This is a genomic window from Bifidobacterium miconis (assembly GCF_019331735.1).
Classification (GTDB): Bacteria; Actinomycetota; Actinomycetes; order Actinomycetales; family Bifidobacteriaceae; genus Bifidobacterium; species Bifidobacterium miconis.
Genome location: NZ_JAHBBH010000019.1, coordinates 24250 through 44854 on the forward strand (window position 1 = coordinate 24250; position 20605 = coordinate 44854).

Sequence of the window (20605 nt, forward strand, 5' to 3'; positions counted from 1 at the left end):
GCAAGGAGGGAATGGAGGGAATATGGCAACGTACCGCAAGTCGCGCATGTGGGCGCCGGAGGGGTTCTTCGAGTGCGAGGGCCGTGGCCTCGAGTGGCTTGGGGAGGCGCATGCGCAGGGTGGTCCGCGCGTGGTGGACGTGTACGGCTGGGGCAAGGACCATCTGGACATCGAACGTGTGGATGCGTGCTCCCCCACGCCGAAGGCGGCGCACGAGTTCGGCGCGGCATTGGCGCACATGCACGATGCGGGCGCCGCGCATTTCGGCTCGGCTCCCGCCGGCTATGAGGGAACGTGCTATTTCGGCCCGCTGCAGGATCCGGTGCCGATGACGACCGGCGCGTGGGATGATCCGGCGACGTACTACGCCGAAGGCCGCCTGTTGCCGATGGTCGAGCTGGGCATCGCCCGAGGCGAGCTGACGAAGGCCGATCTGGAACTCACGCAGCGCGTGGTCGACGCGCTGCCCGACCTGCTGGGCCGGGCGGCGGCGGACAAGCCGGCCCGCGTGCACGGCGATCTGTGGAGCGGCAATGTGATGTGGACCGCCGATTCGGGGCAGTGCGAGGCGGTGTTGATCGACCCGGCGGCGCATGGCGGCCATCGCGAGGAGGATCTGGCGATGCTGCATCTGTTCGGCATGAGCTATCTGACCGAGATTCTGGACGGCTACCAGTCGGTGCACCCGCTCAAGGCCGGGTGGCAGGAACGCACGACGCTGTGGCAGCTCTATCCGATCGCCGGGCATTGCGTGTTCTTCGGCGGCGGCTATGTGAGCGAATACCGCGCCATGTGCCGTTCGCTGCTCAAATAGGCCCGTCGACGCGATCGAATTGCGGCAGCCGACGGATGACGATCGACCGCGTCGAATACGCGAATGGCCGTCGCGCCCTGTTCCATCGGGCACGACGGCCATTTGCGCATCGGCTTATTTCATCCGCTTCATACGGCGGCCGTTCAGCTCAGCGCGTCCTTGAGCTTCGAAAAGAAGCCCTTGCGCGCGCCGGCCGAGGCGGGCTTGGAGCCCTGCGCCACGTGGGACGCGTCGCCGTCGTGGCTGTCGGAGAATTCCTCGATGAGCTTGCGCTCGTGCTCGCTGAGCTTGGTGGGCACGCGGACGGCGATGTGGGCGATGAGGTCGCCGCGTTCGCCCTGCTGGCGCATGCGCGCGACGCCGAGTCCCTTGAGCGTGACCGTATCCTCCTGCTGGCATCCTTCGGGAATGGTCACGGTTTTCGCGCCGTCGAACGTGTCGATGTCGACGTCGTGGCCGAGCACGGCCCAGCTCATCGGCACCTGAATCCAGCAGTGCAGGTCGTCGCCGTCGCGGGTGAACTGCTTGTCGGGCTTGACGCGCACGTCGATGTACAGGTCGCCGGCGGTGCCGCCGCCCTCGCCGACCTCGCCCTGACCGGCCAAGCGGAGGCGGGCGTTGTCGGAGATGCCGGCGGGGATGGTCACGCCCACGGAGCGTGTGGTGCGCACGCGGCCGTGGCCGAGGCAGGACGGGCACGGGTTCTCGATGACCGTGCCGTGCCCCTCGCACTTCTCGCACGGGGCGGAGGTCATCATCTGGCCGAGCATGGTGCGCACCACCTTCTGCACGAAGCCCTGTCCGTGGCACTGGGGGCAGGTGACCGGCTGGGAACCGTTCTGCGCGCCGGATCCGCCGCACTCCTGGCACAGGCCGAACGTGTTGATCTTGACGTGGGCGGTGCCGCCGAACACGGCGGTCTTCAGATCGATGGAGGTCGAGGCGAGCGCGTCGCGTCCGGGCTGGGTACGCGGGGTCGGACCTTGCGAGCCGCCGAACGCGCCGCCGAAGAACTGGCCGAAGATGTCTCCCATGTCGCCCATGCCGGAGAAGCCGCCCGGGAATCCTCCCGCGCCCGCGTTCGGGTTGTTCGGGTCGACGCCGGAATCGTACATGCGGCGCTTGTCGGGGTCGCTGAGCACCTCGTAGGCGTTGTTGACTTCCTTGAACTTGTCCTCGAATTCCGGGCCGGCGATGTCGGGATGGTATTTGCGGCTCATCTTGCGATAGGCCTTCTTGATCTCTTCCTCGCTCGCCGTGCGTTCGATGCCGAGCACCTCGTAGTAGTCTGCCACTGTCCGTCCTTTATCGTTGTTGGTCGCGTGTCATTGTGCCATAAGCCGGGGTCAGTCCCCGATCGGACCGCCGTCCGCCGCCAGCGAGGCGGTCAGGTAACGGGCGACGGCCCTCACCGCCGCGATGGTCGCGGCGTAGTCCATGTGCGTCGGCCCGATCGAACCGACGAATGCGAGCGGCTCCCCGGTTCCAGCCGGGCCCGTTTGCGTGAGATCCGCACCTGCGACCGTGCCTGCGCCGGCCGCCCCGGCGCCATCGGCCGCGTCTGCCCGCTCGGCGGCCGCCCCGTCCGCCGTCGCCGTCCGGCCGTAGCCGCTGGTCACCACGGAGGCGTGCATCAGCCCCGGGGTGTGCGTCTCCGACCCGATGGCCACGCCGACGCCGTCGGGGCCGGGCTCTTCGCTCAGCGCGCTCATCAGGCGCATGATGACGACCTGCTCCTCGAGCGCGTCGAACAGCGGGGCCAGATCGGCCGGCGTGCGCTGGTGCGCGAGCTTGGACGCGCCGGCGACGTACATTTCGTTGGCGCGCTCGTCGTCGGCCATCGTCGCGAACGCCGCGGCGAGCGATTCGCCGACGGACGACGCGGAACGCCACGCCGGATCGGCCGTGATCGCACGGAGCCGTTCGACGGCGGCCGCGAAGGACAGGCCGGAGCACTGACGGTTGACGACGTCGCAGAATCGCGACAGATCGTCGGCGGCCGGCATCGGCCGCACGGCGAGCGTATGCTGCGCGACGCGGCCGGTGTCGGTGATCACGACGGCAAGCAGCACGCTCGCGCCGACCGGCACGATCTCGACGTGCCGGAGCGTCGCCTTGGAGAGCGCCGGAGACGCGACGACCGCGACCTGACCGGTGATCTGCGACAGCAGGCGGGCCGCGCGCTGCAGGGTGTCCTGCAGGCTGACCGAACCGGACAGGAACGTGGCGATGCCGCTGCGCTGCGCAGGCGAGAGCGGCATGACCGTGGCGAGACGGTCGACGAAGTACCGGTATCCCTTTTCGGTGGGGATGCGGCCGGCGGAGGTATGGGGCTGGATGAGGTATCCCTCGTCCTCCAGCGCGGCCATGTCGTTGCGCACGGTGGCGGAGCTCACGCCCAGATCGTGGGCCTTGGTCAGCGAGGACGACCCGACGGGCTCCTGTGAGCGGATGTAATCCTCCACGACGGCGCGCAGCACCAGCATGCGACGCGACTGCGTCATGACGCGCCTCCTTTATATATGCGTGCATGATATGCAACGGGTGCCCCGCACAAACGCGACGCGCACGTGTTGCGTTTCGTTCATATTGTATTAGCACTCCCGCGTGTCGAGTGCTAACGCGTTCGTTCTGGGAGTATTTTCGGCCGTCCTCACGCGCGACGGTCCGCATTATCCCGCCGTTGGCCTGACATTCACACAACGTACCATTCGCGTTCATTGTGAACGCTAACAGCACACAAACTCACAAAACACGCCAAAAACCACACCGCTTAGTCGGTTCGCACGGTTATTATGTAAGGGCAATGTGAGGGCATGCATGGCATGGCACAAGCCATGCGCGTGGTGTCCGAAGTATTGGAAGGAAAACTACAGACATGACCGAATTCAAGGAAACCGAACTGGACGAGCGCGCCATCAAGATGGCCAAGGTCCTTTCGGCTGATGCGGTCGAGAAGGCGGGAAGCGGCCACCCCGGTTCCCCCGTCTCGCTGGCGCCGATCGCCTACACTCTCTACCAGCACTTCATCAAGCATGATCCGAACGACCCCAAGTGGGAAGGCCGCGATCGCTTCATCCTTTCCGGTGGCCACGCCTCCCTCACCCAGTACGTCCAGCTGTACTTCTCCGGCTACGGTCTGACCCTGGACGACCTCAAGCACTTCCGCGGCGGCGCCGACACCCGCACCCCGGGCCACCCGGAGTACGGCCTGACCCCGGGCATCGAAATGACCACCGGCCCGCTGGGCCAGGGCTTTGCCTCCGCCATCGGCTTCGCCTACGGCGAGCGTTTCCAGCGCGGTCTGCTCGATCCTGAGACCCCGAAGGAAGACTCCCCGTTCTACCACAAGATCTGGGTCATCTGCGGCGAAGGCGACATCGAAGAGGGCATCTCCGGCGAGGCCGCCTCGCTGGCCGCCAACCAGAAGCTCGGCAACATCACCGTGATATTCGACGCCAACCGCATCCAGATCGAGGGCGACACCAACCTGGTGCTGGCCGAGGACGTGCTCAAGCGCTTCCAGGCCTACGGCTGGTACACCGACGAGTTCAGCTTCATCCAGCCCGACGGCTCCTACAAGGAGGACGTCGAGGGCCTGGCCGACGTGATCGCCAAGGCCGAGGCCGCCGCCCCGGACCAGCCGAAGCTCATCAAGGTCGACACCCTCATCGCGTGGCCGACCCCGGGCAAGACCAACGATCCGTCCTCCCACGGCTCCAAGCTGGGCGCCGAGGCCGTCGCCGGCCTCAAGAAGCTGCTCGGCTACGATCCGGAGCAGTCCTTCCAGGTCGACGAGGAGGCCCTCGCCCACGCCCGCAAGGTCGCCGAGCGCGGCCTCGAGGCCCACAAGGCCTGGGACGAGAAGTTCGAGGCCTGGCGCAAGGCCAACCCGGACAAGGCTGCCCTGTACGAGCGTCTGAAGGCCGGCGAGCTGCCGGAAGGCTTCGACAAGGCCCTCGACGATCTCGAGGCCACCTTCGAAGTCGGCAAGGGCGTCGCCACCCGTGGCGCCTCGGGCTCCGTCCTCAACGCCATCGCGGCCGTCATGCCGGAACTGTGGGGCGGCTCCGCCGACCTCGGCGGCTCCAACAAGACCGATCTCAAGGGCGCCGCCACCTTCGCCCCGGCGGAGTGCGCCACCAAGCAGTGGCCGGTGTGCAACGAGTTCGGCCGTCAGCTGCACTTCGGCGTGCGCGAGTTCACCATGGGCTGCATCACCAACGGCATCCTGCTGGGCTCCTACACCCGTCCGTTCGGCGGCACCTTCTTCATGTTCTCCGACTACGAGCGTTCCGCCGTCCGCCTGGCCGCCCTCATGGAGATCCCGAACCTGTACATCTGGTCCCACGACTCCGTCGCCGTCGGCGAGGACGGCCCGACCCACCAGCCGGTCGAGCACCTTGCTTCCTTCCGCGCGATCCCGCAGCTCGAGGTCGTCCGCCCGGCCGACGCGTTCGAGACCGCCGAGGCCTACCGCTACTTCTTCGAGAAGAAGAACACGCTGCCGACCGCGATGGTCCTGACCCGTCAGGGCGTGCCGACCCTCGCCGAGACCGCCGCCAAGGCCAAGGACGGCGTCAAGAAGGGCGCCTACGTGCTCGTCGACACCGAAGGCACCCCGGACGTCATCATCATGGCCTCCGGCTCCGAGGTCCAGTGGGCCGTGGCCGCCGCCAAGACCCTCGCCGAGAAGGGCGTCAAGGCCCGCGTGGTCTCCTTCCCGTCCATGGAGTGGTTCGAGGAGCAGGACGCCGAGTACAAGGAGGCCGTGCTTCCGGCTTCCGTCAAGGCCCGCGTGTCCGTCGAGGCCGGCGTGGCGATGCCGTGGTACAAGTACCTCGGCTCCTACGGCAAGCCGGTGTCCATCGAGCAGTTCGGCCTGCAGGGCGACGGCGCTCAGAACATGATCGACCTCGGCATCACCGCCGAGCACGTGGTCGAGGCCGCCGAGGCGTCCATCGCCGAGGCCAACGCCTGATTCATCGGGTGAACCGGGAGGGGCCTCGCTTCGGGCAGGCCCCTCCCCCGCCAAAAATTTGATCCAACAGGTATCAAGGAGAAAACAACAATGACTGAAGCAACTCAGCGTACGTCCGACAACGGCGTGTCCATCTGGCTGGACGACCTGTCCCGCTCCCGCATCGAGTCCGGCTCCCTGCAGGACCTCATCGCCAACAAGAACGTGGTCGGCGTCACCACCAACCCGTCCATCTTCCAGAAGGCCCTGAGCCAGGTCGGTCCGTACGACGAGCAGCTCAAGGAGCTCGGCAAGGTCGACGTCGAGACCGCCATCCGCGAGCTCACCACCACCGATGTGCGCAACGCCACCGACATCTTCCGTGAGATCGCCGAGAAGACCGACTTCGTCGACGGCCGCGTCTCCATCGAGGTGGATCCGCGCCTCGCCCACGAGACCGAGGCCACCGAGAAGCAGGCCGTCGAGCTGTGGGAGAAGGTCAACCGCCCGAACGCGATGATCAAGATCCCGGCGACCCTCGAGGGCCTGCCGGCCATCACCGCCACTCTGGCCAAGGGCATCTCCGTCAACGTCACCCTGATCTTCTCGCTCGAGCGCTACGAGCAGGTCATCGACGCCTACATCGAGGGCATCGCCCAGGCCGCCGCCAACGGCCACGACCTCAAGCACATCGGCTCCGTCGCCTCCTTCTTCGTCTCCCGCGTGGACACCGCGGTCGACAAGAAGCTCGAGGAGATCGGCACCGACGAGGCCAAGGCCCTCGAGGGCAAGGCCGCCGTCGCCAACGCTCGCCTCGCCTACGAGCTCTTCGAGAAGAAGTTCGCCGAGGATCCGCGCTGGGCCGATCTGGCTGCCAAGGGCGCCAAGGTCCAGCGTCCGCTGTGGGCCTCCACCGGCACCAAGAACCCGGCCTACTCCGACTGCAAGTACGTTGACGAGCTCGTTGCCAAGCACATCGTCAACACCATGCCGGAGAAGACCCTGAACGCTCTGGCCGATCACGGCAACGGCGCTCCGTCCATCGAGGGCACCTACGAGGAGTCCCACGCCATCATCAACAAGCTCGCCGAGCTCGGCATCGACTTCAAGGCCGTCACCGACAAGCTTGAGGCCGACGGCGTCGCCGCCTTCATCAAGTCCTGGGATTCGGTCATCGCCGACGTGCAGTCCGGCATCGACCGCGTCAACGGCTGATTGTCACGGCACGGTCGGCTGGGCAATCGCGGCTGACCGCTAGCCGATAGCGAACGAAAAAGCTTCCGTCCCGTACGGGACGGGGGCTTTTTTGTTGCCCGCACCGGCCCCGCTCGATTCCTCCCGCGTGTCAGGTATGGTGGAGACTCGTCCTCAACAGCCGAAAGCGCCCCGAAGAAGCAAAGGAAACCACCGCATGCACCTGACCGCACGCCAGCGCCTGCTCATGACGTTCACGTTCTTCTCGATGTTCTTCGGCGCGGGCAATCTGATCTTCCCGCCGTTCGTCGGCGCGCAGGCAGGGTCGTCGACGCCTGCCGCCGCAGTCGGATTCATCGTGTCGGCCGTGGGCCTGCCGATCCTCGGCGTGCTGGCCGTCACCTTCGCCGGCGGCTTCGACCGTCTGGCAGGCCGCGTCTCCCCCCGTTTCGCGACGCTGATGGGACTGGCGATCATCCTGACCATCGGCCCGTGCTTCGCGATCCCGCGCACGGCGACCACGTCGTTCGAAATGATGGTCGCCCCGTTCATCGCGGGCGACGGTGCCGCAGTCCGGGCGCCCGCCCAGCTCGCCTATTCGTTGGCGTTCTTCGCACTGGCATTCGTGTTCGCACAGCACCCCGAAAAACTCTCGAAGGTACTCGGCCGGTTCATGGGCCCGCTACTGATCGTGCTCATCGCCGTGCTGTTCGTCGCCTGCCTCGTGCACGGCACCGGCACGCCGGCGGCGCCGTCCGGCGACTATGCCGCGAATCAGATGGCCCGCGGCTTTCTGGACGGCTACCAGACGATGGACCTGCTCGCCGCGCTGTATTTCGGCATCGTGATCTCCGCCAACGTGCGCGCGCAGGGGGTCGACGACGAATCGCAGGTACGTCGCGAAACCGCGTTCGCCGGGCTCGGCACCGGCGTGCTGCTGGTCGTCATCTACGGCGTGCTCAGCTATGTGGGCGTCGTGTCGGGCGCGATCGCAGGCATCGATCCGCAGACGGACACGGGCGCGACGGTGCTCACCAATCTCACGTCGTCGCTGTTCGGCCATGTCGGCACCGCGTTTCTGGGCGTCGTGTTCGTCATCGCCTGCCTGAACGTGTGCACCGGACTGATCTGCACCTGCGCGACGTACTTCCACGAGCGGTTCCCTGTCGTTGCGGGCCGCTCGGTGAGCTATCGCGCGTGGCAGGCCGTGTTCACCGTGTTCAGCTTCCTCGTCTCGAACGCGGGTCTGAGCGCGATCATCAAAGTGTCCGTGCCGGTGCTCGCCGCGCTGTATCCGATCGCGATCGTGCTGGTGCTGCTCTCGTTCGCGCATCGCGCGTTCGGGGCACGGCTCAGCCGCGTGTACGGATGGACCGTGCTGCTGGTCGCGGTCTCGTCGTTCGCGACGTGCGTGGCCAGTCTGGCCGTCGTGTTCGGCGGGTCGGTTCCGTGGCTGGACGCCGTGCTCGCGTTGCTGCCGTTGCAGCGTTATCAGCTGGGATGGGTCGCGCCGGCCGCGTTCGGTCTTGTCATCGGCATCGCCGATGCGTGGCTGCGCGGCGCACGCTCACACTCACGTTCCTCGTGACCGGCCGGATTGGCCGGTCAGCGATCCGCGGCGATCCGCGCTCGGATGCTCCGGTAGACGAAGAAGAACAGGATGCCGGCGACGATGCCGGACGTCGCGTCGGAGATCGGCTCGGCGATGAAAATGCCGTTGACGCCCAGCCAATGCGGCAGGACCAGCGCGAGCGGCACGAGCAGGATGATCTTGCGCAGGATGGCGAGAAAGATCGCCGGCTTCGCCTGTCCCATGCCGACGAGCGAGCACTGCACGCCCATCTGGATGCCGAATATGCCCCAGCCGCTTACGAAGATCGGCATCATCCGTGAGACGATCGCGATCACGTCCGGCTTGTCGGTGAACCAACCGGCAAAGAAGCCTGGGAATGCGGCGAGCAGCGAGACGAGCGCCGTCGCCGACACGATCTGTGTGAGGAACGCCATGCGGATCGCCTGCCGCACGCGGTCCATGTCGCGCGCGCCGAAATTGTAGCCGACGATCGGCTGGATGCCCTGCTGGAATCCGGCGGTGAGCACGCTGACGATCTGCATAAGCGACGTGATGATGGTGATCGACGTGACGTAGTCGTCGCCGCCGTAGCGCTGCAGCCCGACGTTGAACACCACGTTGATCAGGCATTCGGTGATCTGCATGATGAACGGTGCGAGCCCCAGCGCCAGCGCCGGCAGGATCAGCCGGTTGAAGCGGACGTTGGCAAGGCGCAGCCGGATCGCGCTGCGTCCGGACGACAGGAACCATACGATCCATATGGTGGAGACCAGTTGGGCGATCACGTTCGCGGCGGCCGCCCCGCGCACGCCCCAGCCGAAGGCGAAGATGAACAGCGGGTCGAGGGCGATGCTCACGCCGGTGCCGATGAGCACCGACACCATGGCGACCGTGGTCTTGCCCTGCGCGGAGATGAAGTTGTTGAGGCCGAGCGTGAGCTGGACGAACAGCGTGCCGGCAAGATAGACGGTGATGAAGTCGACGGCGTAGCCGATGGTCGCCTCGCTGGCGCCGAACGCGACGAGGATCGGACGCTTCGCCAGCTGCAGCACGGCGGTGAGGGCGATGGCGAGGGCGACGAGGAACGCCGTGCTGGTGCCGAGGATGCGTTCGGCCTTCCTGAAATTGCCGCGGCCGAGTTCGATGGACGCGCGCGGCGCGCCGCCGGCGCCGACGAGCGACGCGAACGCGGAGACGGCCAGCAGGATCGGAAAGCAGATGCCGACGCCGGTCATGGCCTCGTTGCCGACGTGCGGAATGTGTCCGATGAACAGGCGGTCGATGATCGTGTACGAGGCGTTCGCGCCCTGCGCGACGATGGTCGGCACGGACATGGCCAGCGCGAGCCGGGGCACCGGCGTCGTGCCGAGCCCGGCGTCCGGCGCGTTCGTTCTTGTCGTCATGGGTTCCTTGTCCAGGTCCTGGAGGTGCGGGTTTCCGGAGTCCCGATGCTCCGGGCTGCTTCTTCGGGAGACGCCGGTCAGCGTTCCAATGTCACCGATTCGGGCACGGACACCCCGTGGTCCCGGAAGACCCGCACGGCGGCCATGTAGTCGTCCGTCGCGGCCTGCGGATCGGACAGCGCACGATGGGCGGCGTCGCCGGCCGCGGACGAGGGATCAGGGAACAGCAGCGCGACGATCTGCGCCCGCGTCGCCGACTTGTCGTCCGCGGCAGCCGGCGCTTCGGCCGCAGGCGCGCCGGACGCAGCGGCATCCGCCAAAGCGCTCCGCAGCGGTTCCAGCCCGTCCTTGGTCGCCTCGTCGATGTCGTCGAGCTGATCGTACAGGGCGAACAGCCATGCGCGGCGTGCGGCGTCGTCCGTGCCGGACAGGTGTTCGCGCGTGCGCTTGGCCAATTCGTCGGCGGGAATCGCAGGCGTCTTGGCCGGGTCGCGATGCTCTCGGTTGTCGGCGATGTCGCCCATGAGATGCTGGATCGTGATCTCGTCCTGCAGGATCGCGGATGCGGCGAACGCGTCGGCGATCGCGTCCGCGTCGACGAACCTGCCGCCTTCCGACTGGAAGCGCACGCGCTTCGGCTCGTTGTAGTAGTGCGTCATCCCGTACGTCGCGTACTGCGGGAACTCGTCCTGCAGCTGCTTGACCGCGTCGGCGACCTTGCGCATGTCGGCGAGCGGCTGGTGCACGGCGACCATCGCCAGTGCGGTTTTCGCGTCGCGCAGCGTCAGCGGCTTGCCAATTTTCGCCGTGTTCGGCGCATCATGCGCGAACAGATGCTCCACCAGATCGATGAACCCCATTGTCGTTCCTTTCCGGACCTTACGAATCTGCCGCACGACAGCATAGTCGTCTTGCTTCGGAATGTGCGGAGGTTGTTCGCAAAAAACGCTCCGGGCGGGGCTGGCCGTCTCGCCGCGGCGAAACACGGACCGAAGTCGTCGCAGGCGAGCGGGCGGGAGAGCGTGTCGATCCCCCGCCCGCCGTCGTCGCGACGCAAACTATGCCTGTTGGCCGAAGGCTTCCTTGGTTTTGGCGGCCAGCTGGCCGCAGGCGCCGTCGATGTCCTGGCCGCGCGTGTCGCGCAGTGTGGCGGTGATGCCGGCCGCGTGCAGGATGTCAAGGAACCGCTTCTCGTCCTCCGGCTTGGAGGCGGTCCAGCGGGAGCCTTCGATCGGGTTGAGCGGGATCGGGTTGACGTGCACCCAGTCGTCGCCGTAATGGTTGAGCCGCTTGGCGAGCAGCTTCGCGTGCTCGGCCTGGTCGTTGATGCCGCGCATGAGCGCGTATTCGATGCTCACGCGCCGCTTGGTGGCCAGATAGTAGTCGTGTGCGGCGTCGAGCACCTGCGTGGTGTTGAAACGCTTGTTCATCGGCACGAGCTCGTCGCGCAGCTCGTCGCTGGGCGCGTGCAGCGAGACGGCGAGGCGCACCGGAATGCCTTCCGCGGTGAGCTTCTTGATGCCGGGGACGACGCCCACGGTGGATACGGTGATGTTGCGGGCGGAAATGCCGAAGCCTTCCGGCGGCATGGCGCTGATCTGGCGCACGGCGGAGAGCACGGAGTTGTAGTTGCCCATCGGCTCGCCCATGCCCATGAACACGATGTTGCTCAGGCGCCCCGGGCCTCCCGCGACCTCGCCGTCGCGCATCATGCGAGCGGCGACGCGCACCTGTTCGAGGATTTCGCCGGCGGACATGTTGCGGGTGAGGCCCAGCTTGCCGGTGGCGCAGAACGGGCATCCCATGCCGCAGCCGACCTGGCTGGAGATGCACAGCGTGGTGCGGGTCGGATAGCGCATGAGCACGGACTCGATGTGCGAGCCGTCGAACAGGCGCCACAGCGTTTTGATGGTCATGCCGTTGTCGGCCACCTGCCGGGTGACCTCGTGGATGAGTTCGGGGAAGAACGCCTGTGCGGCCTCGGCGCGTTTGGCGGCCGGGAAATCGGTGAATTCGGCGGCGTTGACGTCGAAATGCCCGTAGTAGTGGTTGGCGAGCTGCTTGACGCGGAATTTCGGCAGGCCCAGTTCGGCCGCCTTGGCGATGCGCTGCTCGGGGGTCATGTCGGCGAAGTGCAGCGGCGGCTTGCCGCGGCGCGCATGGTCCTTGGACAGCACGTCGCGGAACGCGCCGGTGGTGCCGCCCGGCGTGATGCCGGTTTCCGGCGTGCCGGTGGTTTCAGGGGTTCCGGAAGTCTCAATATGTTCGGTCATCTCACGTCCAATACTGCGATCATGGTTCTTGACAACAACAACGTGACAGAGCGGCGGCGGACCGGTCACAACACGACGCGGCCACAGGCGGTCACAGGCGGTCACAGGCCGGTGGCCCACAAGAGCAGGCAGGTGAACGGCGCGGACAGGAGAATCGAGTCGATGCGGTCCATCACGCCGCCGTGGCCCTTGAGCAAGTGGCCCATGTCCTTGATGCCGATGTCGCGCTTGAGCATGGAGGCGCACAGATCGCCGAACGTGCCGACGACGCCGATCATGATGCCGGCCGCGACGGGCACCCACCAGCGGGTCGTCCACAGGGAGGAGTCGTACGTGCAGGCGAACACGGCGAATGCGCCAGCCATCGCGAAGAGCATGGATCCGATCAGTCCCTCGACGGATTTCTTCGGCGAAATGCGCGGGGACAGCTTGTGCCTGCCCAGCCATGCGCCCGCGAACAGGCCGCCGGTGTCGCTCAGCGCAGGCAGGAACACCAGCATGATGGCGTGCGCGACCGGATGCCCGTTGAACGTGAGCGGAATGATGAGGCACGATCCGAGCAGCGGGATGTACAGCACGGTGAACAGGGAGACCGCGACATGGCCGAGCCTGCTGTGATGCTGCTCGCCGCCCTCGTGGTTGAAGGAGGATTCGAGCCGCGCGCCCGCGTCGGTATGCGCGAGCTTGGCGGCGACGGCGGTCGACAGCCGGTTGCCGACGCTCATTTTGGCGCTGGCGGCGACGGCGGTCGACAGCCGGTTGCCGACGCTCATTTTGGCGCTGGCGGCGACGGCGACCAGCACGGCGGATGCCGTGATGCCCATCGCCATGGCGACGATGTGGTGCGGCGCGAGATAGGTGGCCACAAGCGTGGCGGCGGAGCAGCACCACAGCATGATGACGGGGATGTGCAGGCCGGCGGTCGCGAAGTCGACGCGCAGCTCCCAGAGGGCGAGCACCATGAAGACGACGATCAGCGCGACGAACAGGTCGATGCTGATCAGCAGGCAGGCGATGATGAGCGCGATAAGCACCGCTGCGGTGCCGATGGCTTGGGGCATGTTGCGCCCCGTTTTCTTGTTGATCGCGTCGATGGCCTCCTCGGCCTCTTTCTCACGCTGTTCTCGGCTTTCCATCGCGGTCCTCCATCGTTTGATCCGTGTTCCGGCACCTGTTGTGACGCGGGAAGTCGGATCGCGCCGGGCTGGACCGTGGCAACGGCCCGGCCCGGCGCGATCCATACGAGGGGAAGGGGAGGTCAGACCTCCATGATCTCCTTCTGCTTGGTCTCGAGCAGCGCGTCGAGCTCGTCGGTGACCTGCTTGGTGACCTTGTCGAGCTCCTTGAGCAGACGATCGCCCTCGTCCTCGCCCATGTCGCCGTCCTTGACGGACTTGTCGATGGTTTCCTTGGTCTTGCGGCGGATGTTGCGCACGGCGACCTTGCCCTCCTCGGACTTGGTCTTGGCGAGCTTGACGTACTCCTTGCGGCGCTCCTCGGTGAGCTCCGGCATGGTCAGGCGGATCACGTTGCCGTCGCGGCGCGGGGAGGCGCCCAGGTCGGAGTCGCGCAGCGCCTTTTCGATGGCGTTGGCCTGCGACGGGTCGAACGGGGAGACGGACAGGGTGCGCGGCTCCGGCACGCCGATGGTGGCGACGGACTTGAGCGGCATGGTCATGCCGTAGGACTCGACGGTGATGCCGTTGAGCAGGGCCGGGTTGGCGCGGCCGGTGCGGATGCCGGAGAAGTTCTCCTTGGTGTTTTCGACGGTCTTCTTCATCTGGTCCTTGGCCTGATCGACGAGGTTAGCCATGATTGCTCCTTTGGTTGGTTTGGTTTGCTGGTTGATGCTTCACGTGGTGAGGCGGTTCGTCGCCGCCGTCCGGCTAGTCGGCGAGCGTGGACTCGGCGTCGGAGACGAGCGTGCCGATCTTGTCTCCGAGCAGCGCCTTGGTCACGTTGCCGGCGCCCTCGAGGCCGAACACGCGGATGCACTGCTTGTTGTCGCGGGCCATCGACAGCGCGGAGGCGTCCATGACGGCGAGGTTGTCGACGAGCGCACGGTTGTAGTCGAGCGTGGCGAAGCGCTTGGCGTCCGCGTGCTTGCGCGGGTCGGCGGTGTACACGCCGTCCACGCCGTTCTTGCCCATGAGCACTTCGTCGCAGTGGATTTCGAGCGAACGCTGGATGGAGACGGTGTCGGTGGAGAAGTACGGCATGCCGGCGCCCGCGCCGAAGATGACCACGCGGCCCTTTTCGAGGTGGCGGATGGCCTTGAGCGGAATGTACGGCTCGGCGACCTGCCCCATGGTGATGGCGGTCTGCACGCGGGTGGCCTGGCCCTCCTGCTCGAGGAAGTCCTGCAGGGCGAGGCAGTTCATCACCGTGCCGAGCATGCCCATGTAGTCGCCGCGGGAGCGGTCGATGCCGGCCTGCTGCAGTTCGGCGCCGCGGAAGAAGTTGCCACCACCGGTCACGATGGCGACCTGCACGCCCTGCCTGACGGCGGGCACGATCTCCTCGGCGATGCGGCGCACCACATGCGTGTCGATGCCGACGCTCCCGCCGCCGAACGCTTCGCCGGACAGTTTGAGCAGCACTCTGCGAGGCTTGTTTTCTCCAGTCATACACAGCCTTTCCTTGCGATGCGGCGCGGCCTGACATTGCCGCGAAACCGCAAAATTTACCGTCTATCAGCCTATCCGCAAACAACGACAGTGGCGTGAACGGGCGCACGTCGCCGCACGCGCAGCGGCATACGTCCGCGCCGTCACGAGCGCACGGCCGTCGGGACGGCGTCCGATTCGGCGTATTCGACCACCGCGTCCGTCACGTCGCGCAGATACGTCATGGACGTGCGCCAGTCGCCGGGCACTTCGATCGAATGATTCGCGCCGGGGTATTCGTGGATCAGACCGCTCAGCCGGCGCGCGCGGGATGGTTCGTACAGCGGATCCGCGGTACCCGCGCAGATCAGCGGTTCGGGCGCGTCGGCAGCGTGCCAGTCGGCGTCGCCGGGCACGGGGATCACCGAACGCGCCGGGTCGAAGTCGGCCGGCGAGAACACCGGCGTCAGCAGGGCCATGGGCAGCCCGAGATCGGCCACATGGGGCTGGATGAACGTCGACAGCGACTTGCCGACCACCAGCACGCGCGGGGCCTTCCCCGTGCCGGCGTCGGCGCGCACCTGCTCCAGCCATCGGTCCACCACGTCGTCGAGCATGGCGAAGATCCGCCGCGCGGGCGTCTTGGACAAGTCGGCGTTCACGTCGAGCCGGTCCGCATACCAGCCGTTTTCGATGAGCGCGGTCGCCGCATAGTACAGCAGCGGACGGTCGCAGTTGTATCCGGTGCCGGGCATGAGCAGCACGCGTTTCGCCGCCTCCCGCGGAGTCGTACGATTCTTGCGCCATGCGCTCATGCGGCAGGTCGGCTTGACGCCGCCCTCCCCCATCGTCGTTTCGATCATGCTGCATCCTCCGAGTCATGCGATTCGCAAAGTTCGATTCGTGTCGTAAACCACCACCACTATAGTGCGGCGCCCGCATGCGGCGGTCGCGCGGCACGCGCCACGCGGGCGTCGCGCAAAAAGGGGACCGCATCCGTACGGATGCGGTCCCCTGTGATCAGTGTTCGGTCAGAGCCGATCAGCGTGAAGGAAACACGCCGGCGTCACGGACGGATTGCCCGATGACTCACTCGGCGTCCTCTTCGCCCTTGCCGACCTCGATGCGCGCGAAGGCGGTGGCCTTGCCGCCGACCTCCTCGAACAGCTTGCCGACGGTCTTGGACGGATCCTTGACGAACGGCTGCTCGAGCAGCACGACTTCCTTGTAGAAGGCGTTCAGACGGCCCTCGACGATCTTCGGAACGATCTTCTCCGGCTTGCCCTCGGCCAGGGACTTCTCGGTGGCCACGCGACGCTCGGACTCGACCACGTCGGCCGGGACGTCCTCGCGGGTCAGCCACTTGGCGCCCATGGCGGAGATCTGCAGGGCGGCCTCGTGGGCCACGGCGGCGCCGGCCTTGTCGGTGGCGATCATAGCGACGATGCTCGGCGGCATCTCGGCGGACTTCTTGTGCGCGTAGATCTCGACGTGCTCGCCGGAGATCTTGGCGAACTGGCCGACCTTGACGTGCTCGCCGAACAGGGCGGCGGCCTCTTCGATGGCGACCTTGACGGTGCCGTCCTCGGCCTTGGCCTCGAGCAGTTCGTCGGCGGAGTTGGCGTCGGCGGCCACGGCGTAGCCGAGCACGGTGTCGGCGAACTCGACGAACTTCGGGGTCTTGGCCACGAAGTCGGTCTCGGAGTTCAGCTCGACGGCGTAGCCGGTCTCGCCATTCGCGGTCTCGACGACCTTGGAGGCGATGGTGCCCTCCTGAGCCTTGCGGCCCTCGCGCTTGCCGGCGGCCTGGATGCCCTTGGCGCGGATGATTTCCTTGGCGCGGGCGACGTCGCCTTCGGCCTCGGTCAGGGCCTTCTTGACGTCCATCATGCCGGCGCCGGTGTCTTCGCGCACCTGCTTGATCAGAGCTGCAGTGATTGCTGCCATTGGTTTGTCTCCTCTAAATCGATGTTTCCCATATATGAATGGGAGGCGATGCCGCCTCCCATCATAACGGATGCTCAGGCCTGGGCTTCGCCCTCGGCTTCAGCGGCGGCGGGAGCGGCCTCGGTCGGGGCGGCCTGCTCGGCGTTGCCCTCGGTCAGCAGTTCCTTCTCCCAAGCGGCCATCGGCTGCTCGGTCTCGCCCTCGGCCTTGGCGGCCTTGCCGGAACGCTCCAGCAAGCCCTCGGCCACGGCGTCGGCCATGAGGCTGGTCAGCAGCTCGATGCCGCGGATGGCGTCGTCGTTGGCCGGGATCGGGTACTCGACGGCTTCCGGATCGGCGTTGGTGTCGACGAGGGCCACGACCGGGATGCCCAGCTTGTGGGCTTCCTCGACGGCCAGGGCTTCCTTGTTGATGTCGACGACGAACATCGCGGACGGGGTGCGGTTCATGTTGCGGATGCCGCCCAGCTGCTTGTTCAGCTTGTCCTTCTCGCGCTCGAGGAGCAGGAGCTCCTTCTTGGTCAGGCCGGAGCCGTGCACGTCGGAGAAGTCCATCTCCTCGAGTTCCTTGAGGCGGTTGACGCGCTTGGACACGGTCTGGAAGTTGGTCAGCATGCCGCCGAGCCAGCGCTCGGAGACGTACGGCATGTTCACGCGGGTGGCCTGGGCGGTCACGGCTTCCTGGGCCTGCTTCTTGGTGCCGACGAACAGGACGGTGCCGTTGTGGGCAACCGTGGTCTTGATGAAGTCGTAGGCCTTGTCGATCATTTCGAGCGACTTGAACAGGTTGATGATGTGGATGCCGTTGCGCTGGGTGAGGATGAACTGCTTCATCTTCGGGTTCCAACGACGGGTCTGGTGACCGAAGTGGAGGCCGGCCTTGAGCATTTCGCTCATCGTGATCTGTGCCATGATGCACTACCTTTCTTGTCGGTTATTGCCTGGCCATGCGCGTCCGCGTGCAGCGTCGGCCCCGTTGTTCCGGGGCGTCGGCCGACCGACACGGACCGTCGCGGACATGGCGCGATATGGTGTGTGCCGGTTGACGATATCGGGTGGCTCCGGCCGTCTGCGACTACGGCCATTGCCGGGATGGCACACAAGTTTTCAGGATATGGCATGCCCTATACAAAAATCTCCCGGCACCTCCGCCGGGAGGCGCCGGGAGATTCGCGGACGAAAGCCGCCCAACCCGAACGCAAGCCGGGCCGGGCGCTCGCGCGGCGCGGCGGCCTACTTGGCCGCGTGTGCGCGCATGTACCGGAGCGCCTCGCGACGCTCCTCCTTCTCCAGACGGTCGAGGTAGACGTGTCCGTCGAGGTGGTCGCATTCGTGCTGCAGCATGCGTCCCATCAGGCCGCTGCCCTCGAGCACGACCTCGTTGCCGTCCAGATCGATGCCGCGCACGCGCGCATAGTCGGCGCGACGCGTCTTGTACCACAGGCCGGGCACCGACAGGCAACCCTCGTCGCCGTACTGCTCGCCGCGCTTCTCCTCCATCACCGGGTTGAGGATGTAGCCGATCCTGCCGTCGATGTTGTACGAGAACGCGCGCAGACTCACGCCGATCTGGTTGGCGGACAGGCCGGCGCGTCCCGGATCGTTCACGGTTTCGAGCAGGTCCTCGACCAGCCGGCGCACGGCCGGGGTGATGTCCTTGATCTCGTCGCACGGGGTGCGCAGCACGGGGTCGGGCACGACCCTGATCTCACGGATTGCCAACGTTACTTCTCCTCGCTGTCGTTGCTGTCGTCGTTCGCCTTGCCGTCGGCCGGCGCCTCGCCCGCATCCGCGTCGGCGGCGGGCTCGCCCTGCTGCCGACGGATCCGGTCCTGCATGGTGTCAAGCGCCTCGCGGACCTTCTTCGGAGCCGTCTCCGACACCTGCTTGACGTTCTCGGACGCCTGCTTGACGCTTTCGGACGCCTGCTTGACCGTTTCCGTGGTCTTGTCGAGCAGCTGCACGGTCTTCGGCAGCGGACGGCTCGGCGACTTGGAAGTGTAGATCACGTTCTCGATCACGTCGGCGTAGCGCTGCAGCACCTTGGGGCGCACGACCTTCAGACTCGCGGTGAGCGTGCCCTTGTCCTGGCTGAACTCCTCGTCGAGGATGGCGAACTTGCGCACGGATTCGGCGCGGGAGACGTTGGCGTTCGCCTGGTCGACGTACTGCTGCACGTACGCGCGCACCGCGTCGGACTGGGCGATCTCGGCCATCGGCATGTCCGGGTCGAGGCCCTGCGAGGCGAGCCACGACCGGGTCATCTCCGGATCGAGTTCGATGAGCGCGGAGACGAACGGCTTGCCGTCGCCGACCACGACCGCGTGCGAGACGATCGGGCAGGTGCCGATCGTATCCTCCATCGGCGCGGGGCTGATGTTCTTGCCGCCCGCGGTGATGATGATGTCCTTCTTGCGACCGGTGATGTAGATGAAGCCGTCGTCGTCGATGGTCGCGAGGTCTCCGGTGTGCAGCCAGCCGTCCGGTTCGAGCACCTCCTTGGTCAGCTCGGGCTGCTTGTAGTATCCGAGGAACACGCTTTCGCCGCGGATGAGCAGCTCGTCGTCGTCGGCCAGCTTCACCTCCGCGCAGCCGGGGTGGCCGACGGAGCCGACGCGGTTGGAGTCTTGGAAGTTGACCATGCACGGCGCGGCCGTTTCGGTCATGCCGTAGCCCTGGATGAACGTGATGCCGTCGAGCCCGTTGAAGAAATGCGCGAGGTCGACGTTGAGCGGCGCGCCGCCGCAGGCGAGGTACTTGAGGTTGGGGCCGAGCGCGGAGCGAATGGACGCGCCGACCGTCTTCATGAAGAACGCGTGCTCGATGCGGGCCGGCAGCGGGTGCCGTCCGGTCTCCTGCTCGTCCTTCGACCACTGCACGAAATGCTTCACGGCGCGGGCGAACACGCGGCCTTGAATGCCGTTGCCGGCCTTCTGCGAGGCGGCGTTGTACACCTTTTCGAACACGCGCGGCACGCCGAGCAGATAGGTGGGCTTGAAGCCCCGCAGGTCGGCCAGCAGGTGCTTGGCCCCGGGGATGTAGCCGACCACGCCGTGCGAGCCGATCGCCACGTATTGGATGTATCGGGCGAAGCAGTGCGCCAGCGGCAGGAACAGCAGCAGGCGGCTCGGCTGGTAGAGCATGTCGTTGAGTACCTCGTAGCCGTTGAGCACGGTGTGCGTGAAGTTGCGGTGCGACAGCATCGCGCCCTTCGGCTTGCCGGTGGAGCCGGACGTGTACACGATGGTGGCCATGTCGTCGGCCTTGACGCGCGCGATGGCGCGGTCGAGCTCCTCGTCGGAGACGGCCTCGCCGAAGTCCGCGACGGCGTCGAGTCCGGCGGCCTTGAAGTTGAACACGTACCTGAGCCTCTCGCGGCCGGCCCGGATCTGGTCGAGCGTGAGCGCATGGTCGTAGTCGCCGGCGAAGGCGATGACCGGATCCACGTCGGCGACGATGTTCGCCGCCTGCTTGGGCGAGTCGGTCTCGTAGATCGGCACGCTGACCGCGCCGATGGCGGCGCACGCGAAATCGACGACGCCCCACTCGTAGCAGGTGGCCGAATAGATGACGACCATGCTGCCTGGCTTGACGCCGAGGCCCATCAGCCCCTTGGCGACCTGACGGACGCGCTCGTTCATCTGGCCCGCGGTCACGTCGTGCCACTGGCGCGTCCCGTCGTCCTGCCATTGGGCGATCAGGTCGTCGGGATCCCGGGCGACGCGGTGCGCCAGCAGCGAGTATATGGTGTCCTCTTCCGTCGTGGGACGGATCGTTTTCACGGAGTATTCACGCAACATACCAGCTATGATAGCGCCGGCGGCACCGTCGCCGCG

General features: G+C 66.5%; 17 protein-coding genes. 4 read left to right on the top strand and 13 right to left on the bottom strand.

Annotated features, from left to right (window positions below):
- Positions 1-22: 22 nt before the first annotated feature.
- Complete coding sequence (locus tag KIH79_RS07760) at positions 23-814, top strand: fructosamine kinase family protein (RefSeq protein WP_219058869.1); 792 nt, start codon at positions 23-25, stop codon at positions 812-814.
- Between the two features lie 143 nt (positions 815-957).
- On the opposite strand, the gene dnaJ is transcribed toward KIH79_RS07760, so the two are convergent.
- Both dnaJ and hrcA read right to left on the bottom strand, forming a co-directional pair.
- A complete protein-coding gene (gene dnaJ, locus KIH79_RS07765; protein ID WP_219058870.1) occupies positions 958-2109 on the bottom strand; it encodes a molecular chaperone DnaJ in 1152 nt (383 codons plus the stop codon).
- Between the two features lie 51 nt (positions 2110-2160).
- Positions 2161-3318, bottom strand: a complete 1158-nt coding sequence (gene hrcA / locus KIH79_RS07770; protein WP_219058871.1) for a heat-inducible transcriptional repressor HrcA — start codon at positions 3316-3318, stop codon at positions 2161-2163.
- 374 nt (positions 3319-3692) lie between these two features.
- Between hrcA and tkt the strand changes: the two genes are divergently transcribed.
- From tkt to brnQ, 3 genes are all read left to right on the top strand, one after another.
- Positions 3693-5795, top strand: coding sequence for a transketolase (tkt, locus tag KIH79_RS07775; protein ID WP_219058872.1), 2103 nt, complete (start codon positions 3693-3695; stop codon positions 5793-5795).
- A 90-nt stretch (positions 5796-5885) separates the two neighbouring features.
- Complete coding sequence (gene tal, locus KIH79_RS07780) at positions 5886-6989, top strand: transaldolase (RefSeq protein WP_033492192.1); 1104 nt, start codon at positions 5886-5888, stop codon at positions 6987-6989.
- Between the two features lie 196 nt (positions 6990-7185).
- Positions 7186-8556: a branched-chain amino acid transport system II carrier protein gene (gene brnQ, locus KIH79_RS07785; protein ID WP_219058873.1), complete on the top strand. Its 1371-nt coding sequence runs from the start codon at positions 7186-7188 to the stop codon at positions 8554-8556.
- Between the two features lie 17 nt (positions 8557-8573).
- Here the strand turns inward: brnQ and KIH79_RS07790 are convergent, their stop codons facing one another.
- From KIH79_RS07790 to KIH79_RS07840, 11 genes are all read right to left on the bottom strand, one after another.
- Positions 8574-9944 (bottom strand): MATE family efflux transporter, encoded by a 1371-nt coding sequence (locus KIH79_RS07790; protein ID WP_219058874.1) that lies wholly within the window; start codon positions 9942-9944, stop codon positions 8574-8576.
- 77 nt (positions 9945-10021) lie between these two features.
- Positions 10022-10804 (bottom strand): hypothetical protein, encoded by a 783-nt coding sequence (locus tag KIH79_RS07795; protein ID WP_219058875.1) that lies wholly within the window; start codon positions 10802-10804, stop codon positions 10022-10024.
- A gap of 198 nt (positions 10805-11002) precedes the next feature.
- Positions 11003-12217, bottom strand: a complete 1215-nt coding sequence (gene rlmN / locus KIH79_RS07800) for a dual-specificity RNA methyltransferase RlmN (protein WP_219058876.1) — start codon at positions 12215-12217, stop codon at positions 11003-11005.
- A gap of 101 nt (positions 12218-12318) precedes the next feature.
- Positions 12319-13353: a phosphatidate cytidylyltransferase gene (locus KIH79_RS07805; protein ID WP_219058877.1), complete on the bottom strand. Its 1035-nt coding sequence runs from the start codon at positions 13351-13353 to the stop codon at positions 12319-12321.
- Between the two features lie 122 nt (positions 13354-13475).
- Positions 13476-14030 carry a ribosome recycling factor gene (gene frr / locus KIH79_RS07810; protein ID WP_219058878.1) on the bottom strand — a complete coding sequence of 185 codons (555 nt, stop codon included), beginning with the start codon at positions 14028-14030 and terminating at the stop codon, positions 13476-13478.
- 73 nt (positions 14031-14103) lie between these two features.
- Positions 14104-14844, bottom strand: a complete 741-nt coding sequence (pyrH, locus tag KIH79_RS07815) for a UMP kinase (protein ID WP_219058879.1) — start codon at positions 14842-14844, stop codon at positions 14104-14106.
- Between the two features lie 143 nt (positions 14845-14987).
- A complete protein-coding gene (locus tag KIH79_RS07820) occupies positions 14988-15686 on the bottom strand; it encodes an alpha/beta fold hydrolase (RefSeq protein WP_236023710.1) in 699 nt (232 codons plus the stop codon).
- Positions 15687-15912: 226 nt separating this feature from the next.
- Positions 15913-16770: a translation elongation factor Ts gene (tsf, locus tag KIH79_RS07825; RefSeq protein WP_219058880.1), complete on the bottom strand. Its 858-nt coding sequence runs from the start codon at positions 16768-16770 to the stop codon at positions 15913-15915.
- 74 nt (positions 16771-16844) lie between these two features.
- Complete coding sequence (rpsB, locus tag KIH79_RS07830) at positions 16845-17681, bottom strand: 30S ribosomal protein S2 (protein WP_219058881.1); 837 nt, start codon at positions 17679-17681, stop codon at positions 16845-16847.
- Between the two features lie 321 nt (positions 17682-18002).
- Positions 18003-18491 (bottom strand): peptide deformylase, encoded by a 489-nt coding sequence (locus tag KIH79_RS07835; protein WP_219058882.1) that lies wholly within the window; start codon positions 18489-18491, stop codon positions 18003-18005.
- 2 nt (positions 18492-18493) lie between these two features.
- The gene (locus KIH79_RS07840; RefSeq protein WP_219058883.1) at positions 18494-20569 is read right to left on the bottom strand and encodes an AMP-dependent synthetase/ligase; all 2076 of its coding nucleotides are present in this window, start codon (positions 20567-20569) and stop codon (positions 18494-18496) included.
- Positions 20570-20605 lie beyond the last annotated feature (36 nt).

Excerpts from the sequence above, each read along its gene's own strand:
- KIH79_RS07805 (WP_219058877.1), bottom strand. The coding sequence starts at position 13,353 with ATGGAAAGCCGAGAACAGCGTGAGAAAGAGGCCGAGGAGGCCATCGAC.
- rpsB (WP_219058881.1), bottom strand. The coding sequence starts at position 17,681 with ATGGCACAGATCACGATGAGCGAAATGCTCAAGGCCGGCCTCCACTTC.
- KIH79_RS07795 (WP_219058875.1), bottom strand. The coding sequence starts at position 10,804 with ATGGGGTTCATCGATCTGGTGGAGCATCTGTTCGCGCATGATGCGCCG.
- frr (WP_219058878.1), bottom strand. The coding sequence starts at position 14,030 with ATGGCTAACCTCGTCGATCAGGCCAAGGACCAGATGAAGAAGACCGTC.
- KIH79_RS07840 (WP_219058883.1), bottom strand. The coding sequence starts at position 20,569 with ATGTTGCGTGAATACTCCGTGAAAACGATCCGTCCCACGACGGAAGAG.
- KIH79_RS07820 (WP_236023710.1), bottom strand. The coding sequence starts at position 15,686 with ATGATCGAAACGACGATGGGGGAGGGCGGCGTCAAGCCGACCTGCCGC.
- tsf (WP_219058880.1), bottom strand. The coding sequence starts at position 16,770 with ATGGCAGCAATCACTGCAGCTCTGATCAAGCAGGTGCGCGAAGACACC.
- tkt (WP_219058872.1), top strand. The coding sequence starts at position 3,693 with ATGACCGAATTCAAGGAAACCGAACTGGACGAGCGCGCCATCAAGATG.
- KIH79_RS07790 (WP_219058874.1), bottom strand. The coding sequence starts at position 9,944 with ATGACGACAAGAACGAACGCGCCGGACGCCGGGCTCGGCACGACGCCG.
- hrcA (WP_219058871.1), bottom strand. The coding sequence starts at position 3,318 with ATGACGCAGTCGCGTCGCATGCTGGTGCTGCGCGCCGTCGTGGAGGAT.
- pyrH (WP_219058879.1), bottom strand. The coding sequence starts at position 14,844 with ATGACTGGAGAAAACAAGCCTCGCAGAGTGCTGCTCAAACTGTCCGGC.
- tal (WP_033492192.1), top strand. The coding sequence starts at position 5,886 with ATGACTGAAGCAACTCAGCGTACGTCCGACAACGGCGTGTCCATCTGG.
- rlmN (WP_219058876.1), bottom strand. The coding sequence starts at position 12,217 with ATGACCGAACATATTGAGACTTCCGGAACCCCTGAAACCACCGGCACG.
- brnQ (WP_219058873.1), top strand. The coding sequence starts at position 7,186 with ATGCACCTGACCGCACGCCAGCGCCTGCTCATGACGTTCACGTTCTTC.
- KIH79_RS07760 (WP_219058869.1), top strand. The coding sequence starts at position 23 with ATGGCAACGTACCGCAAGTCGCGCATGTGGGCGCCGGAGGGGTTCTTC.